Source organism: Acinetobacter sp. ANC 5378, from assembly GCF_013004315.1.
Taxonomy (GTDB): domain Bacteria; phylum Pseudomonadota; class Gammaproteobacteria; order Pseudomonadales; family Moraxellaceae; genus Acinetobacter.
In genome coordinates this window covers 1-16,739 of record NZ_JABERK010000089.1, presented here as the reverse complement: position 1 = coordinate 16,739, position 16,739 = coordinate 1, and the positions used below count along the sequence as shown (strand labels likewise).

Here is a 16,739-nt window from a genome sequence, read left to right as displayed (position 1 = left end):
CTGACAAATATTTCTCAAATAAACTTCGAGTAATTTCTACCATCAATCAATGAAAATAATTTCGATCGATCAACCAGTAAAAATCCACACAAGTTGTTCTTCATAATCTCTTAATGATCTTCTTACTACTTCGTCAGCAGCAAGCTAGGTCGGCTATATTACTCTCTATCTCTAAAAAGTCAACAGGTTTTATTGATTATTTTTAAACTTCTTCAAGACTTCCAGATTCACACCACTCAGGCTAAATCCTTGTTTCTCAACAAGTTTTAATCAACATCACCGCCGATGGATGTGCATTCTACAGCATTTCAGACCAGACACAACCCCTTTTACGCATTATTTTAGAAATAACGCTTCGACTGTGCATTTATTCTTCAAAATAATGGGGTTTTCTTATTTTTTGCACGCAAAAGGTACTGTGTTGACCAATTCATCACGCATTTTTTCTTCTTTATCTTTTTCCTGCCAGTTCAATGAACGACAATCGATATATTCACAATAGCCACTTTCGCCAATTTCTTCATGATAATTAATTTTGATCTGATATTTAAAGCTACCGACATAACCGGCAGCCAAACCAAATTTAAAATCTCCGCGACTTTGTGCCTGAACTGAAATACAGGTGCCATCTTTTCCTTCATAACCCCACTCAAATTCACGCGGCAAATACATGTACTGTCCATTCGGTGTTTTCACCTTCGGATAAACACGATGGACTTTAAAACGGACATGATCATCGAACATTTGTGCCACACCCGTCTTGGCATCCCGTAAATACAAACGTGATTGCACAATGCTATTAAAAGGGTCACGAATTTGGGCTAACAACAGCTGACGATTATTTTCCAGATTAATAATTTGATAAGTAAAAAATGCTAATGGCAAATAGGAAAAGTTAATCGAACGAGCATATTCAAAACAGCCCATTTGCTGAATTTCAAATTTCTGCCCTTTATAGACAATCCGACCTTCACATTGACACAATGCAGACCAGTGATCCGCCAAGCCCATACGTAATTTGGTAAAATAAGAAATAATATTACTGGTGGTCACCGATAAATCAAAACTCAGTTCTTTATCTTCGCGCTGAATCCGAAAATGCGGAAAACGTCCTGAAATCAATTCCCGATCTGCAAATTTGAAATATTCTTTTTTAAACTGACATTCTTTTTCAACAGAATAGGAATTTAATTGCCCCCTCATATGTGGGCTGACACTGGCAATAATGGTCGCTGTATCTAAAGCAGTGGAATGAATGGCACTTTCATTGCGAAGCATGGGGACATTGGGCTGACCAATCACACTTAAAAAGTTTAAATAATGTAATGGCGCTGGCAAATTCGGAATCATCAAGCCTTGATGAATAATTTTATAGCGACCTTTTTGCGCATGATAAGCCAACTGCGCCTGAGATGGAGCCTGATTGAGTTGTTTAGACTGATCAAATAAATCTTGAAACAACTGCATACCATGCTCCTTTTTTATTTTCAGTATAATAGAGGTCTCATTTTTATATGGGGGTGTTTTTTCTGGCCATGAATGTCGTTACGAAACCAGAGAGTGCGTAGATAATAGAAATCACTAAAATCCCTACCGGAATATTATAAGTAATCGCAGCAAAGATAAATACAGCGATCGGTAACACCACAAAAGGCACGCGTTTACGGTCAAAAGTCTTAAATGAATAATATTTAATATTTGAGATCATCAACAAGCCGACTGCAACAATGAGTACAGCATTGATGATTTGAATACCGACTTCACGCAAATCAAAAATTGCAGGGAAATCACGCCCGACCCAAACCATGGTGATAATCAAAATGGCAGCCAACGGACTTGCAACACCAATAAAATAGCGTTTATCGACCACGCCAATCTGTACATTGAAACGGGCTAAGCGGAATGCGGCACATGCGGTATAAACAAAACAACATGCCAGACCGATACGACCTAAATCATGCAAGCTCCAGCTATACATTAAAATAGCCGGTGCCACACCAAATGCTAACAAGTCGGACAAAGAGTCATATTGTTCGCCAAAAGCACTTTGTGCACCAATCGCACGAGCAACCCGACCATCTAAACCATCTAACAACGCTGCAAGAAAAATAGCGTAAATCGCTTGGGTAAAATCACCATTCATACTGGCGATAATCGAGTAAAACCCCGACAGCAATGCTGCTGTCGTGATCAGATTCGGCCACAGATAGATGCCACGACGTTTCACCTTTTGTCCCTCATGGGTTTGCTCTTCTTCTTCCACTTCAAAAGTGATGCCATCAAAACTATGTTCATCACGTGTAGAAGATTCACTTTCAGGTTTATTTATACTTGTCATTCTTGTCGATCCTAACTGTAACCGTATCTCTCTTAAAGGTATATCTTATTCGCCAACCAACCAGCGTACAGCGGCATGCCCACCATTTTCACTCATGCGTAAATGCGGGAATAACCATTGTAGTGCTTCATCAGCATCCTCAGAAAACTTCCAAGGTGGATTAATCACAAGTAAACCACAACCATTTAAACCGACTGGGGTATCATCGGGCCATACACAAATTTCACACACCAATTGACGGCGAATACCGGTTTTCATCATTTTCTTCTCAAAACGATCAATCATGGCTCGGTCTTTAATTGGATACCAAACTGCAAAACAACCTGTCGGCCATTTTTTGTGTGCAGCAGCAAGCAATTCTACCAATTGAGGGAAATCTTTACGTTCTAATTCGTAAGGCGGGTCAATCATCACCAAACCGCGTTTTTCTTTCGGCGGAATAACCCCTAACAGACCTTCATAAGCATCACGTTCATGCAGACCTGCACGGCGGTCACGAATATTGAAATACAATTCTTGAAAAACTTCTTTTTGCATTTCAAAGATCGTTGCTTTATCAATATCGCGCATACCTTCTAGTGCAAACCAAGGCGAACCTGGATAAGCGCCTTTGCCTGAACCGGCACGCATATCTTCAACGATTTTAAGATATTGCTTCACACCTTCCGGAGCATTACGGATAATTGAATCATCAAGCTTTACTAAACGATGAATACCATTTAAAAACTCACCTGATTTTTGTGCAGCAGAGGTAGATAAATCATATTTACCTGCACCACCATGCGTATCGATATAGCGATATGGTTTATCTTTGGCATTTAAACGTGCTAAAAGTTGGAGCAATAACACATGCTTCATAACATCGGCAAAGTTGCCTGCATGGAAATGGTGACGGTAATTCATGTTTCTTTAATTCCTGTAATCAACCGACATTTTAGCATGAAAAAATGTTTCATTCCGAAGGATATCTTGCTCTAGAATACCTCACCTTTCTCTAGATTGTATTTGAGTATATGTGTATGGATGCAATTCCCCTCCCAAAGTCATGGAATGTTGATCAGATTATTGAAGATTTAGATCAACACGGTTTTACCCTTATTGACAATGCCTACCCTCAAGACTATGTAGATGCTTTAGTTGAAGAATGCACCTCTAATTTAAATCGTTTTCGCGATGCGGCCATTCAAAGTGGTGTCGTCAGTAAAATCCGCAGTGACCATATTCTATGGATTGGCGAAGAACTAGAAATCGCACAACATCACATTGAAACGCTTAAAGAAATCTCTCAACTATTAAACCGTAATTTCTATTTAGGCATACAAGAAGTCGAAGCACATTTTGCCTGCTATAACGCGGGAGAATATTACGCTTTGCATCGCGACAATCCACAGGGTAAAAATGGTCGTATTATTTCTACGGTCTATTATTTACATGAAGACTGGCAAGATGACTGGGGTGGAGAATTGCATCTAGAGGACAAAAACGGGCAATGGCATACCATTCACCCCAAACCGAATTGTATTGCCATGTTCCAAAGCGATTTATTGCATGAAGTGATTAAAGCCAAGCATCAACGCTTATCGATTACCGCATGGTTGCGTAGTGATAATGTCTTGTTCTAATTGTTTATTATAAAAGCAGGATGCTGCTTTTACCTTTAAATTCCTGGTTTCGCCCCTATATACTGATTATTCATCAATGAGGTATTGGCTAATGTTTGAAAATACAAAAAAAATTATCGAGCGTATCGGTGAGACAGATCAATTGTATTTGGAAAACAATACGCCGGATCTCGCCTTAGAACGTGCTGATTTACGTTTACAACTGGTGGTGATAAGCAATTCACGTCAAGAACAGATTCATTTTCTGCAAGAGGCCGTGGTTCTTTTAGAGCAGGCACGGATTGAATATGAAGAAATGCCGATGCGTACGTATTTGAATCTGTCTTTACATCTGGCTAAAGCCTATATGCTGTATTTCGAGATCACCAAGGAACAGCGTTTTGCTTTAATTACCCAGCAGATTTTAAAACCGCTATCGCAACATGAACACAGTGATATCTATTTTTTCCTTGCTTATGCATCGGTTTCTAAAAATCAAATCGCATTAACTCGACATTGGTTAACCAAATACAGTAAATCTGCGGACTTTGATTTAGAACTAGTACAGCAGCATCCTTCGTTTAGGGTGGTACGTGAAGAAATTTGGTTTGTGAAACTACTGCAAAGCAAATTGCACTAATTCCAGAAAATAAAAAACTCTCCTAAAATGGAGAGTTTTTTATTTGAGTATGCTTTTTAAAAAATTTATTCCAACTTTAAGCCATTTGTAATTTATTGGCATTCATATGCAATTGCTGATTCAGTTCATCAATCCAGATGACCCACTCATCCGCATCTTCGACCAGATATCGAATCAGAAATTCACGCTGAGATTTACTCCAAAAAGGTGCATCGTGTAAATTTTGATTTGCAGGTAATTGATGGGTACGTATAAAAAGCTCAATGGCTGCAGGGCTATTGGCCAATCCCAACTGCGAAAACAATAATTCTAAGGATGGTTTATTACTCATCATCTTTGCAAACTCCTTATTCGTTAAATTGTCATTTATTATTCAATTAACTTATAAGAAATATCAGAAAAAAAATAGTCATCCCTTTAATTATGTTGTTTCAATTTGTGATTAAAAATTTATCTTATTTATGTAGCTGATATTCAGTATGTAATTGCTCATTCAAGATATCCACCACCATCGCCCAGTCATCATCCTTTTTCCAATGACTGATCAGGAAATCATGCTGTGCTGGCGTCCAGAATGGAGCGTGATGCAAAGCGACATCCATGGTCAATTGATGAGTCTCTATGAACTGGTCAATGGCTTCCTGGCTCGCGTCGAGACCCAATTGTTCAAACAAGAGTTCCAATGTGGGTTGCTGATCAAACATGTCATTATCCTTAAGCCGTTATTATTAGTCTTCAAATTAGACTAAAACGCCTAAAAATTCAGTTATTACTGCATCACAGCTTGTTATTTTTTGTTCAACCGTAAATTGCAAGCATAAAAAAAGCACCCCAGATGGAGTGCTTTTTTAACTTAATCTAGAAGATTAAATTATTTAAGCATGTCAGCAATTGCTGCGCGCTCTTCTTCAAGTTCGTTCAACGTGAAGTTAATACGTTCTTGGCTGAATTCGTCGATTTCAAGACCTTGAACGATTTTGTATTCGCCATTTTCAGTTGTTACAGGGAAACCGAACATCACGCCTTCAGGAATACCATAAGAACCGTCAGAAGGAATACCCATGGTTACCCATTCGCCGTTTGTGCCAAGAGCCCAATCGCGCATATGGTCGATTGCAGCATTTGCAGCAGAAGCAGCAGAAGACAAACCACGTGCTTCGATGATCGCAGCACCACGTTTACCAACAGTCGGAAGGAATGTGTTTGCATTCCATTCTTGGTCGTTGATCATGTCTTTAACACTTTCGCCGTTGATTGTTGCAAAACGGTAGTCAGCATACATTGTTGGAGAGTGGTTACCCCAAACTGTAAGATTTTTGATGTCTTTAACCGCTTTACCAGTTTTAGCAGCAATTTGAGATGCAGCACGGTTGTGGTCAAGACGTAACATTGCAGTGAAGTTTTTCGCTGGAAGATCTGGAGCAGATTTCATAGCGATGTAAGCATTCGTGTTTGCAGGGTTACCAACAACTAGAACTTTAACGTCACGGCTAGCAACTTCGTTCAATGCTTGACCTTGACCGATGAAGATTTCACCGTTTACTTTTAATAAGTCAGCACGTTCCATACCTGGACCACGTGGACGTGAACCTACCAATAACGCGTAGTCAGCATCTTTGAATGCAACTTTAGGATCATCAGTACCGATCATTCCTTCTAAAAGAGGGAATGCACAGTCTTGAAGTTCCATCATTACGCCTTTAAGCGCTTGTTGAGCTTTTTCAAAAGGAACTTCGAGCAATTGTAAAATAACCGGTTGATCTTTACCTAGCATCTCGCCGCTTGCGATACGGAATAGTAAGCTATAACCAATTTGACCTGCAGCACCAGTAACGGCAACACGAACGGCTTGCTTCATCTAATTATCTCCAATTGAGGATAGTCAATGCGATTAAATAGTTAGTCCATTTAATCTAATAATCATAAACGCCGAAGATTGTACTCCAATCATTGGACTGATGCATGCAAAAGAGATAGAACTTCAACAAAAGTCTGATAGGAAATATAAATAAAATATGCCGAAAAGATTAATAAGAACCTTTTATGGTGAAAGAGTTTGGACAATTCGTTTCAACTGTTGTTGAACACTGTTTGTACCGTCCATTAGGTTTATAACAAAGTTTGACCTCTGTCAGAATGGGCATTCCATTCACCGCTGCGCAATTAAACTTAATTGCACTCACAGGCATAGCCGGATTTAAACGTAAAAACTGCAAACGAAGATTGCTGATATGTATGGTTCGATTTTCAGGACTGGTGAGTTCAGCAGGCACTTTAAGACGTTCTGCATAATTAATTACAGTACGAAAATATTGACTCGCATTCATCGGCACACACCCCCCTATCGCCTGCCAGAGTTGAACTCGTGCACTCTCATCCGGCATGATGCGTGCCACGACTTTCGCTTGTAAGGGTGATAAGGCTGCTGAAGCTGCCGTTTTACACTCTGGTTCTGAAGTTTCGGGCAATAAACCTGAAATATTAAGAGAATAACCTTCTAAACATTTTCGTTTTTTTGATTTTTGATTATCCAACATACACACCGCAGGCGTCATTTGTACCACCATCACATACCCTTGCACTGGTGCTGCAAAAATATGAGATGAAGACAGCCCCAGTCCTGCACCGCTCACGACGAACAGTGCCAACCTGGCTAAAACTGGCGTGTAGTCAAAAACAATCATTAATAACTCAAACCCCATCAACAAAATTAAAATTTAAGGATTTATTCTCAATGGAATGATATTCATTCTTTTTTCAATAGATTGCGCCCCTTGTCCAAGCAACACCCCATAATGCGTTGCGTTGGTCATCACATGTTTTACATAATCACGCGTTTCCGTGAGTGGAATGGTTTCGGTATATTGATCCGCGGCAATCGACTGCGAATCGGGCTGCCAGCGACGTGCCCGGTTTGGACCTGCGTTATAACCTGCTGTAGCCAGAACAGGACTACTGCTCAACTGACTTTGAATCATGGATAAATAAAAGGTGCCATAACGAATATTGGTATTCATATCCGTTAATGCCGCTGGGTTATAAGTTTCCCCCATCTGACGTGCCACCAGTTTTGCGGTATCCGGCATAATCTGCATCAGACCACCCGCGCCCACATGTGAACGTGCACCAGTATTAAAACGACTTTCTTGACGCATCAGCCCATACGCCCATGCCGGATCGATCCCTGCATTACGACTATGGCTCACCACATAGTTTTGGTGCGGCATGGCATAACGATATGAATAATTATGTTTATTTTCAGTACGATCCGCCGCATAGATTGCCCGGTCATACCAACCCATATCTGTGGCGCGTTTCGCTGCGGCAAGCAGTAAGCCATCATCATGTTTTAAATAGGCCTGACGGACTGCCCAGTTCCATTCGCGATTAATATAATTATCCGGTGCATTGACACGGCGTAATGCAAAAGCACGGCTAAAATGAATATCCTGGCTTAAGCGCTGCACATCACTATTTGAGGGTTGAACATTATTTGGAATATTGTTGTAACTTTGTCCCAGTTTATCTTTGGCCAATAAATTGTGGTAATCATCACCTTGCGCCAATTTTTTAAAGATTTCCTGTGCAGTACGTTTAGAGTTGGCGTCTCCACGCTGCTCTGATGCACGTGCCAACCAATATTGCCAACGATCTTCCTGTTTTTGGGTCACACTCATAGCATCAATGGCACGAATTAAACTTTCCCAGCTACTAAAACGAATAGCTTGACGAGCATAAATTTCTGCCTCTTCTGAACTGAATGGCAATCCATAACTGGCATCCAGATAATTCAGCACTTCACGATTGAAGTTGTTTTTCATCACCGTGGTGCCGCCAATATAGCCCACAGCACGGTATAAGGCTTTTTGCACTTGTAGCGGTGTGCCTTGTGCAGCATTTTGTACTGAAGATATTGCAGTATTTAAATCACTATCTGCTAAACGTCCCATCGCAAAAACTAAATAGGCATGATCAGCAGTCGATGCCTTAGGCGCAGACCATAAGTAATTTAAGGGATTGGCTTGAATTTGATTGAGTTGCGCGAGCGATAAACTCATGCCCAAAGTCTGTGCCGTAGCCAAAGCCTGACCAGACTGACCTGCGCGCAGCTGTCCCCACAGACGTTGCTGTCTATCCTGCTCGGTCATGAGTGGACTAGAAAGCATCATGCGTCCCAAACTGGTACATGATTCAGGCTGTGCATTGGTCGTCAACCAAACATCTTTATATTCAGCAAAAACCAGCGGATCGCCTGACTTTGCACGAACTTGTGCCACTGCACAGCTTTCAGCCTGATCCGGATTGGTCACATACTGCAAAACCGGTTGTGCGGTTACAAAATCGGCCTGTTTTACTTTTTCTTCGACATAATCCGCTGCCAGTTTTTCGGCCATGGCGGATTGCGGATAACGCTGTGCGAAATTCACAATATTACTGGAAGGTTGTGCAGATAAATTCGCGTTCAGTGACCAATATTCAGGGTAATAACCTAGCACATCATTTTGCATAGAGGCTTGGTATTGTTGTAATAATCCAATATTTCCAGCATTAGCCGCTTGTAAAGCAGCATTAAATTGCTCATCTGCCGCATGAGTAATAGAAACGAAACCTGTCGATGCCAGACTTAAAGCAAGCATTTTATAATATTTTTTATTGATTACCCGATTAAACATATGCTTACCTTCTGTCATTTAGTATTGCCTTGGTCGCACCTAATCATTTTTGAATAGTTTAATTATTATTAAACTACTCTACTGTTCTGTTGTGTAACCTTATGATTAGGCAATATTAATTTTCAAGCATTTTTACTGTATAAATCAATCTTCTTGTCGGTTTATTTATATCTATAAGTTTAGCCGCGATTCCTGCTAAAATATGCGCCTTTCTTGTATTCGAATCGCAACTTTTAAAGATTACAGCCAGCATCATCTTCCTGAATGACTTTCAGCTAACTGTTGAAATAAAATAGAAAATACTGCTAGCCCTACCCAAAACATGGAAAATCTTAAATTGCGATTTCATCGATTTATCCTTTAGGAGCCTACATGACGGTTCAAACCTTCATTCCAAATAGTGCCCAAGCTGCTTCAGAAAACACTGTTACCCAGCCACAGCACACCCCAGCCGACGGATCAGTGAAAAAACTGTATATCGAAACGCAAGGGTGTCAGATGAATGAGTATGACAGTCATCGTATGGCAGACCTGTTGGGCGACTCACACGGTTATGTGTTAACGACCGATCCGAAGGAAGCTGATATTCTGCTGATGAATACCTGTTCGATTCGTGAAAAAGCCCAAGAAAAAGTGTTCTCTGAACTGGGTCGATGGCGCAAACTGAAAGAAAAAAATCCGGATCTGGTGATTGGGGTTGGTGGTTGTGTGGCTTCGCAAGAAGGCGACAACATTCAAAAACGTGCACCTTATGTCGATATGGTTTTTGGTCCACAAACCTTGCACCGTTTGCCGCAAATGCTGGATCAGCATAGCGATCAAATTGAAAAACCAAAGAAAGATAAAATCAAGCTGGTGGATATTTCATTCCCAGACATCGAAAAATTCGACTTTTTACCTGAACCGCGTGTTGAAGGTTACAAAGCTTTTGTTTCGATTATGGAAGGTTGTTCAAAATACTGTTCTTTCTGCGTAGTGCCTTATACCCGTGGTGAGGAAGTTTCTCGTCCTTTAGATGATGTGCTTGCTGAAATTGCAGGTCTGGCTGAAAAAGGCGTGCGTGAAATTTCACTTCTTGGTCAGAACGTCAATGGCTACCGTGGTGAAACATTTGAAGGCAATATCTGTACCTTCGCCGATTTACTGCGTTTAGTCGCTCAAATTCCGGGGATTGGTCGTTTGCGTTATACCACTTCACATCCGCTTGAATTTAATGATGACCTGATTCAATGCTACCGTGATTTACCACAAATGGTTTCACATCTGCATTTGCCAGTACAAAGTGGTTCAAACGATGTATTGCAGGCAATGAAACGTAACCACACCATCGATGTCTATATCGAGAAGATTAAAAAGTTACGTGCAGTCCGCCCTGATATACATTTATCTTCAGACTTTATTATTGGCTTCCCAGGCGAAACCGACGAAAACTTTGAAGAGACCTATCAATTCATTCAAGATTTGGATTTCGACCATTCTTACAGCTTCATTTATTCAAAACGTCCGGGTACGCCAGCCTCTGAATTACCGGACAGCACCCCTGAAGATGTGAAAAAAGAACGTCTTGGCAAAGTACAAAAATGGATCAAGCGTTCAAGCATTGATAAAACAGATGCCATGCTGGGAACAATTCAACGTGTCTTGATTGAAAATGTTTCTGACAAGGATCCGAACCTGCTGGTCGGTACTGCCGATAACACCCGTTATGTCTCCTTCATTGGTGATCCGGCTTGGGTTGGGCGTTTCGCAGAGATTGAAATCACCGAAATTAAAACTTTGAATTTTGTTTACGGTGAGCTATTGAATCTTGAGCCTGACGTGGCGTAATGTAAGGTGATCAGTAAGATCATTTTATAAGGAATTCTCTTGACTGCAGCGATTCGACGTACAGTAAATTTTCCTGGTGTTTCAATGGAGCGTTTAAAAGGCATGCTGGGTGCTTATAACGGTCACTTGAAACAAATCGAACAACGTTTAGATGTCCAAATTTCCCATCGAGGTGATGTATTTTTCATCGATGGGGAGCTCGATGCAGTAGAGAGAGCCGAAACCCTCTTGATGCGTCTGTATGAAGAAACTGAAATTACCCAGCAAATTAGCGCTGACACATTGCATTTGATGATTCAGGGCAGTCAAACTGACCGTGAATTACAGATTGATGAACACCAAGAACATACCGGACTGGATGAAGTCTGGTTACAAACCCGTAAAGGTCGTATTAACCCGCGCGGCGCGAACCAAAAACGCTATGTGCAACGTATTTTACAGAGCGATATTTCATTCGGTATTGGTCCTGCCGGGACAGGTAAAACTTATCTGGCCGTGGCAGCGGCAGTCGATATGCTGGAACGCAATGAAATTCAGCGTATCCTGCTTGTGCGTCCTGCGGTTGAAGCCGGTGAAAAACTCGGTTTTCTACCGGGTGATTTAAGCCAGAAAATCGACCCCTATTTACGCCCCCTTTACGATGCCCTGTATGAAATGCTGGGCTTTGAAAAAGTCGCCAAACTGATTGAACGTCAGGTGATTGAAGTCGCGCCCCTCGCCTATATGCGTGGTCGTACCCTGAATCATTCTTTCGTCATTCTAGATGAGGCACAAAATACCACTCCTGAACAGATGAAAATGTTCCTGACCCGTTTAGGTTTTGGTTCTCGTGCAGTGATTACCGGTGACGTGACTCAGGTCGATTTACCGCGTGGTCAGCAATCAGGTTTATCACACGCTTTACGTGTGATTGATAAAATTCCGGAAATTCATATTACCCGTTTCCACTCTCGTGATGTGGTGCGTCATCAATTGGTACAAAAAATTGTTGAAGCCTATGAGGGTTGGGACAGTGAACAACAGCGTTTAAGTGCTGAAGCTCGGGCAGAACGTAAAGCGCGTCAAGAGGCCTTAATCGCTGAAAATGATGCTGCTGCCGATGCACAGCAGTGAGCTTTAAATAAGGATTCATTTTGAAACTTAGTCTTTCCCTACAACAGGACTTTCAAGCCCCTGAACTGGTCTTGAAACGTGCCTACATTAAAAAAGTTGTAGAAACAGCTTTACGTTATATCGGTACACAAAGTAATTGCGAAATCGGCATTGCCTGTGTCGATAATGACGAAAGTCATAAGCTTAATCTGGAATATCGTCAAAAAGATAAACCCACCAATGTGTTGTCTTTCCCAAGCGACATTCCAGATGAAATGGCTGAATATTTAGATGCCTTCCCCATTGGTGATTTAGTGATTTGTATTCCTGTGGTTTTGCAAGAAGCCATTGATCAGAACAAAACACCAATTGAGCATTTCACCCATATGCTAGTTCATGGCACATTGCATTTAATGGGTTATGACCATGAAACTTCAGATGAAGACGCTGAAGAAATGGAAGGTCTGGAAATTCAGATTTTAGCAAAGTTAGGTTTTGAAAATCCTTATACCGAGCAAGATTAAAATTCATTCAATAAAAAAGCGGGCTGAGGCTCGCTTTTTATTTCTTTAAAATGTTCCTTCTCCTTTTGAGATGAGGAACACTATTCTACAAGGGAGAGATCTAACGATTCAAAATCTAGAAGCTAAACAATGATTTTCTCTTGATTAAATGAGAAGAAATTAAAAAAATCAACGCACCTCAAACTCTGCTTCAGCAGGATCAAAACGCCAGGTCCGGACAATACGCAGTTCTGAAATATCTTTCATGCCTTGATCAAAACCACCAAAGGGTGCCGCTTTACGCACTGAAGTTTTTGCAGCCTCATCCAATAAAGCATGACCAGAACTGTCAATCAGGCGAATGGCACGAATCCCGCCATTTCTGTTCAGAATCACCATTAAACGAACTTCCCCTGCCAAGCGTTGCACTTTTGCAGCATCGGGATAATAACGGTTACCGTAAAATTCAACTTTTTGACGGAATTTTTCTAAATAAGCGGCTGAAATATCCTGCTTAGCTTGAATGCCATCTACAGTTTTAATTTTTTGCTGACGGCTGAAATTTTGCTGACGTTGTAAATATTGTGCTTCTAAACTTGCCACCATCGCTGCTTTGGCTTGGAACTGGCTATTCAGCGCTTCCATGGCTTTTTTACGCTGATTCTGTTCGGCTTCCTTCTTCCAGCTTAAAGTCGTCATTAAGACTTTTTCTTCAAAGCTGAGTTCACGTTTTTGCTGTAATCGCTCTAAACTTTCTTGTTGTTGCTCACCTGCACTTTGCTCAAGCATTGGTGCTGGCATATCACTCGACATGCGATGTGCTTCACGAAAGGTTCCTGAACCTTGTTGATCTGCCTGTGCAAGAAAATCAGCATTTTCAACTTTGTCTTTACTCGGGCGTAAAGTCACTGCAATTTCTTTCACTGCCGCATCACTTTCTTCCGGCATGGCAAATTGCAAGGTCAAAATCATTAAATGTAGAACAGCAGCCAAAATCACTGCGCTTGTGAAAATAGGATCTTTCCACCATGTATTCATGAAAGGTGCAAAACTGATTTTCTTAAGCATCACATTAAACCGACAAAATGTCTGGTCCCCAAACTGCATAAAACAGTATAAAATAAACACAGTCTTCACTTTTTAATAAAAAACGAGAACTCAATCAACAAGTGAACTGTAGACAATTAAAATCATGAAAATGGTGCAATTAATTTTGCTAAACTGCAAGATTGAATACTTGTATTTTTAATACTTTTCGACAAAATCTATCATCTCTCGAAGCCTAAGAAGATTCACTTGCTAGGATGCGCCATATGCAAACGCTAATATCCAATATCTCGAAACGTATACGTCAAGTGTACCAAAAAGCCGAGGGATTTATTGAAGATGAGCGTGAATTTCCATTATCTCAAGTTTTTTTGAATGCAACGTTCCAGCGCTTTGTCACCGACAATGTGTCTATGTTGAAAGATTTACATGCCGATCTGCATGATGACTGGCTACGTTTATATGCCACAATGAATGTCAAAGGTTTATACATCACCCTTTCAGTCGATTTAAAACTGGTGCAGATGGAGCTGAATAAAGACACTCAGCTTATTGTGTTTGAACAAATCAGTGACACCAAAGTAATTGAAGCAAAATACAAAAATACATTCCAAAAGCTTGCTGTAAAATTTGCTTTATTTTTCTACCAAAAAGTCTTAAATCAAGATCCTTTGGGCATGATTCTGGAAAAGCTCAATGTCATTAAGGTCAAAGACGATTTACTGCATTTAGACCTAAACCGCTGGCTAGGTAAAAATCGTTCCATCATCGACACTTTAGCCAAAGTCCATGTAAACCATGCAGTTTTACGTGAAGCTGAATTGGTGGTTATGGGCAATGTGAATCTGACCGCGCTCTTTAAAAAAATGTCAGAAGAACCGATAGATGATTGGGATATAGCAGATCTTCCTGAAACTGAAGTCAGTCCGCTTAAACAAAAATAAGCTGATTTTTTTTCATGATTAAAATCTGTATTTTTAACTGGAAAAAAACTACATAAAGATACAGATTGGACAAAATTTCGAATTTTATCTTCATAATCAAAGCGCATAATAGCAACCAAGCAAAAAAATGCACTTTATTCAAACTTCATAGGAACACCCTACTTATGGCTCACAATGTATTGAAAACAATCGCGTTAGCATCTGGTGTAAGCACTACACTGTTGTTTGCTGGTTTCTCAAGCCAAGCATTTGCCATGAGTCCATTCCAGGCAAGTTATCAATTTAGCTATAATGGCAAAAATATGGGCTCGGCAACTCGCACTTTAAGCAAGTCGGGGAATAACTGGACTTATGTTTTTGCTGCCAAAGCAGGTGCTATTGCTTCTGCAACGGAAACCAGCCATTTTAGCTTCAATGGTAACAATATCATTTCAAACAACTTTAGCCGAAGCAGCAAAATTTTGATCCACAACAACACCATGAGCATTAATTTCAATCCAAATGCTAAAACCATTAACACCAAAAAAGATGACAAAGCACGTTCTTTTGCTTGGAAATCTGGTGTTCTGGATGAGCTAAATGCTGAATTGCAACTCCGTGAAGACTTAAAAGCTTCAGGCTTAAAATCAAGCTATGCAATTGCCGATGCCAAAGAAGTGGAATCACGTCGCTTTGTAAAACAAGGCACTGAAAAAGTTAAAACCTCTTACGGTACCTTTGACACCATCAAAGTGGTGATGAAACATGATAAACCAAACCGTGATACGATTTTCTGGTTAGCACCTAAACTTGACTATGTTCCAGTGAAGGTTTCTCACCAAGATGGCAAAACATCATACGGTTTGCTGTTAACAGGCTATAAAGGCTTAACGAATTAATCGATTTGATCAATTTCGCTTGCATTTTTTGAGAGCCTTTTTAAAATACGCTTTTGCTTGAAAAAGCATCTGCCCTTAGAGGAATTCTCCCGTGCACGCACTAGAACAGAAAATCTTAAGTGAAGGTATCGTTCTATCTGATCAAGTTCTGAAAGTTGATGCTTTCTTGAATCATCAAATTGACCCTGTATTGATGCAGCAAATTGGTAAGGAATTTGCTGCTCGTTTTAAAGATGCAGGGATCACGAAGATTATCACCATCGAAGCTTCTGGTATTGCTCCAGCAGTAATGGCAGGTTTAGAACTTGGCGTGCCTGTGATCTTTGCACGTAAATATCAATCTTTAACTTTAAAAGATGATTTATATCGCTCTAAAGTTTTCTCTTTCACTAAACAGATCGAAAGCACCATTGCGATTTCAAACAAGCACATCAACTCTAGCGATAAAGCGTTAGTCATTGATGACTTCTTGGCAAATGGTCAAGCTGCTTTAGGTCTTGCTGATTTAATTCATCAGGCAAAAGCTGAAGTTGTGGGTATTGGTATTGTGATTGAGAAATCTTTCCAACCAGGCCGCCAATTGTTACTGGATAAAGGTTACCGTGTTGAATCTTTAGCACGCGTTAAATCTTTGGAAAATGGTACGGTTGAATTTGTTCGTGATTAAGTTTTGAATTGAATTTTAAGAAGAGCGCTTAGGCGCTCTTTTTTTATATTAATCTTTAGGGGATTATTCCTTAGTTAAAATATCTATGTAATTAACTATAGCTAAGTCTGACTTAAACCCATTATTTCCAGCTTTCCCATGGACGAACAGATCCCCTAGTATCTTTAAATTAAAACTGACTTAATGCTGATTTTTGATTTGCTAAAGCTACATCTGTTTGCGTGATGATGCGTGTTCTCATAGACACATGTGCAAATATTTCATCTACTTTTTTTTACCAAATCCTCAATGGATTTTATGTATGAACCGTACCGGGTTTGTCGGAGACTTTTTTATTTAAGTTAGGCCACCTGACCTAACGGGTTAATCTTATCATAGTACATTGCTTCAAACTCAAAAGGCGACACATAACCCAGTGCACTGTGTACACGCTTTTTATTGAACCAATCTACCCAGTTTAGTGTCGCAAGTTGTACATCTGCTAAACCTTGCCAATCTGCTTTTAAATATTCAATCACCTCTGTTTTGT

General features: G+C 40.3%; 18 protein-coding genes. 8 read left to right on the top strand and 10 right to left on the bottom strand.

Annotated elements, in window-relative coordinates:
* Positions 1-393 precede the first annotated feature (393 nt).
* The 3 genes from HLH16_RS15065 to HLH16_RS15055 are packed head-to-tail and all read right to left on the bottom strand — an operon-like array spanning position 394 to position 3,241.
* The gene (locus HLH16_RS15065) at positions 394-1,467 is read right to left on the bottom strand and encodes a DUF6670 family protein (RefSeq protein WP_171529923.1); all 1,074 of its coding nucleotides are present in this window, start codon (positions 1,465-1,467) and stop codon (positions 394-396) included.
* Between the two features lie 43 nt (positions 1,468-1,510).
* Positions 1,511-2,338 carry a CDP-diacylglycerol--serine O-phosphatidyltransferase gene (gene pssA / locus HLH16_RS15060; RefSeq protein ID WP_131292351.1) on the bottom strand — a complete coding sequence of 276 codons (828 nt, stop codon included), beginning with the start codon at positions 2,336-2,338 and terminating at the stop codon, positions 1,511-1,513.
* 45 nt (positions 2,339-2,383) lie between these two features.
* On the bottom strand, positions 2,384-3,241 hold the full coding sequence (locus HLH16_RS15055; RefSeq protein WP_131292353.1) for a 23S rRNA (adenine(2030)-N(6))-methyltransferase RlmJ: 858 nt from the start codon (positions 3,239-3,241) through the stop codon (positions 2,384-2,386).
* A gap of 116 nt (positions 3,242-3,357) precedes the next feature.
* On the opposite strand from HLH16_RS15055, the gene HLH16_RS15050 reads away from it, so the two are divergent.
* Positions 3,358-3,960, top strand: a complete 603-nt coding sequence (locus tag HLH16_RS15050) for a 2OG-Fe(II) oxygenase (RefSeq protein ID WP_171529922.1) — start codon at positions 3,358-3,360, stop codon at positions 3,958-3,960.
* A gap of 91 nt (positions 3,961-4,051) precedes the next feature.
* Entirely contained in the window at positions 4,052-4,579 is a 528-nt protein-coding gene (locus tag HLH16_RS15045) for a hypothetical protein (RefSeq protein ID WP_171529921.1), read from the top strand.
* A 76-nt stretch (positions 4,580-4,655) separates the two neighbouring features.
* Here the strand turns inward: HLH16_RS15045 and HLH16_RS15040 are convergent, their stop codons facing one another.
* The 5 genes from HLH16_RS15040 to HLH16_RS15020 all read right to left on the bottom strand — a co-directional run bounded on the left by HLH16_RS15040 (position 4,656) and on the right by HLH16_RS15020 (position 9,216).
* On the bottom strand, positions 4,656-4,913 hold the full coding sequence (locus HLH16_RS15040) for a DUF2789 family protein (protein ID WP_502699853.1): 258 nt from the start codon (positions 4,911-4,913) through the stop codon (positions 4,656-4,658).
* Positions 4,914-5,034: 121 nt separating this feature from the next.
* Positions 5,035-5,283, bottom strand: a complete 249-nt coding sequence (locus HLH16_RS15035) for a DUF2789 family protein (protein ID WP_171529920.1) — start codon at positions 5,281-5,283, stop codon at positions 5,035-5,037.
* Between the two features lie 167 nt (positions 5,284-5,450).
* Positions 5,451-6,437, bottom strand: a complete 987-nt coding sequence (locus tag HLH16_RS15030; RefSeq protein WP_171529919.1) for a malate dehydrogenase — start codon at positions 6,435-6,437, stop codon at positions 5,451-5,453.
* Positions 6,438-6,606: 169 nt separating this feature from the next.
* Positions 6,607-7,263 carry a ribonuclease T2 family protein gene (locus HLH16_RS15025; RefSeq protein ID WP_171529918.1) on the bottom strand — a complete coding sequence of 219 codons (657 nt, stop codon included), beginning with the start codon at positions 7,261-7,263 and terminating at the stop codon, positions 6,607-6,609.
* Positions 7,264-7,296: 33 nt separating this feature from the next.
* Positions 7,297-9,216 (bottom strand): lytic transglycosylase domain-containing protein, encoded by a 1,920-nt coding sequence (locus HLH16_RS15020; protein ID WP_171529925.1) that lies wholly within the window; start codon positions 9,214-9,216, stop codon positions 7,297-7,299.
* Between the two features lie 408 nt (positions 9,217-9,624).
* Between HLH16_RS15020 and miaB the strand changes: the two genes are divergently transcribed.
* The 3 genes from miaB to ybeY are packed head-to-tail and all read left to right on the top strand — an operon-like array spanning position 9,625 to position 12,695.
* The gene (gene miaB, locus HLH16_RS15015; protein WP_171529917.1) at positions 9,625-11,079 is read left to right on the top strand and encodes a tRNA (N6-isopentenyl adenosine(37)-C2)-methylthiotransferase MiaB; all 1,455 of its coding nucleotides are present in this window, start codon (positions 9,625-9,627) and stop codon (positions 11,077-11,079) included.
* 39 nt (positions 11,080-11,118) lie between these two features.
* Positions 11,119-12,192: a PhoH family protein gene (locus HLH16_RS15010; RefSeq protein ID WP_214646727.1), complete on the top strand. Its 1,074-nt coding sequence runs from the start codon at positions 11,119-11,121 to the stop codon at positions 12,190-12,192.
* A 20-nt stretch (positions 12,193-12,212) separates the two neighbouring features.
* The gene (gene ybeY / locus HLH16_RS15005) at positions 12,213-12,695 is read left to right on the top strand and encodes an rRNA maturation RNase YbeY (RefSeq protein WP_131292370.1); all 483 of its coding nucleotides are present in this window, start codon (positions 12,213-12,215) and stop codon (positions 12,693-12,695) included.
* Positions 12,696-12,863: 168 nt separating this feature from the next.
* Here ybeY and HLH16_RS15000 read toward each other — a convergent pair whose 3' ends face one another.
* A complete protein-coding gene (locus HLH16_RS15000) occupies positions 12,864-13,742 on the bottom strand; it encodes an energy transducer TonB (RefSeq protein WP_171529916.1) in 879 nt (292 codons plus the stop codon).
* A gap of 245 nt (positions 13,743-13,987) precedes the next feature.
* On the opposite strand from HLH16_RS15000, the gene HLH16_RS14995 reads away from it, so the two are divergent.
* The 3 genes from HLH16_RS14995 (at position 13,988) to HLH16_RS14985 (ending at position 16,210) form a co-directional block, all read left to right on the top strand.
* Positions 13,988-14,665 carry a hypothetical protein gene (locus HLH16_RS14995; protein ID WP_131290886.1) on the top strand — a complete coding sequence of 226 codons (678 nt, stop codon included), beginning with the start codon at positions 13,988-13,990 and terminating at the stop codon, positions 14,663-14,665.
* A gap of 164 nt (positions 14,666-14,829) precedes the next feature.
* Positions 14,830-15,543 (top strand): DUF3108 domain-containing protein, encoded by a 714-nt coding sequence (locus HLH16_RS14990; protein WP_131290884.1) that lies wholly within the window; start codon positions 14,830-14,832, stop codon positions 15,541-15,543.
* Positions 15,544-15,634: 91 nt separating this feature from the next.
* On the top strand, positions 15,635-16,210 hold the full coding sequence (locus HLH16_RS14985; RefSeq protein WP_067723750.1) for a xanthine phosphoribosyltransferase: 576 nt from the start codon (positions 15,635-15,637) through the stop codon (positions 16,208-16,210).
* 341 nt (positions 16,211-16,551) lie between these two features.
* Here the strand turns inward: HLH16_RS14985 and HLH16_RS14980 are convergent.
* Positions 16,552-16,739, bottom strand: a 188-nt coding sequence (locus HLH16_RS14980) for an integrase core domain-containing protein (protein WP_016807268.1), incomplete at its 5' end; no start/stop codon positions are given.

Coding starts and splice junctions, on each gene's coding strand:
- HLH16_RS15065 (WP_171529923.1), bottom strand. CDS start 1,467: ATGCAGTTGTTTCAAGATTTATTTGATCAGTCTAAACAACTCAATCAG.
- pssA (WP_131292351.1), bottom strand. CDS start 2,338: ATGACAAGTATAAATAAACCTGAAAGTGAATCTTCTACACGTGATGAA.
- HLH16_RS15055 (WP_131292353.1), bottom strand. CDS start 3,241: ATGAATTACCGTCACCATTTCCATGCAGGCAACTTTGCCGATGTTATG.
- HLH16_RS15050 (WP_171529922.1), top strand. CDS start 3,358: ATGGATGCAATTCCCCTCCCAAAGTCATGGAATGTTGATCAGATTATT.
- HLH16_RS15045 (WP_171529921.1), top strand. CDS start 4,052: ATGTTTGAAAATACAAAAAAAATTATCGAGCGTATCGGTGAGACAGAT.
- HLH16_RS15040 (WP_502699853.1), bottom strand. CDS start 4,913: ATGATGAGTAATAAACCATCCTTAGAATTATTGTTTTCGCAGTTGGGA.
- HLH16_RS15035 (WP_171529920.1), bottom strand. CDS start 5,283: ATGTTTGATCAGCAACCCACATTGGAACTCTTGTTTGAACAATTGGGT.
- HLH16_RS15030 (WP_171529919.1), bottom strand. CDS start 6,437: ATGAAGCAAGCCGTTCGTGTTGCCGTTACTGGTGCTGCAGGTCAAATT.
- HLH16_RS15025 (WP_171529918.1), bottom strand. CDS start 7,263: ATGATTGTTTTTGACTACACGCCAGTTTTAGCCAGGTTGGCACTGTTC.
- HLH16_RS15020 (WP_171529925.1), bottom strand. CDS start 9,216: ATGCTTGCTTTAAGTCTGGCATCGACAGGTTTCGTTTCTATTACTCAT.
- miaB (WP_171529917.1), top strand. CDS start 9,625: ATGACGGTTCAAACCTTCATTCCAAATAGTGCCCAAGCTGCTTCAGAA.
- HLH16_RS15000 (WP_171529916.1), bottom strand. CDS start 13,742: ATGCTTAAGAAAATCAGTTTTGCACCTTTCATGAATACATGGTGGAAA.
- HLH16_RS14995 (WP_131290886.1), top strand. CDS start 13,988: ATGCAAACGCTAATATCCAATATCTCGAAACGTATACGTCAAGTGTAC.
- HLH16_RS14990 (WP_131290884.1), top strand. CDS start 14,830: ATGGCTCACAATGTATTGAAAACAATCGCGTTAGCATCTGGTGTAAGC.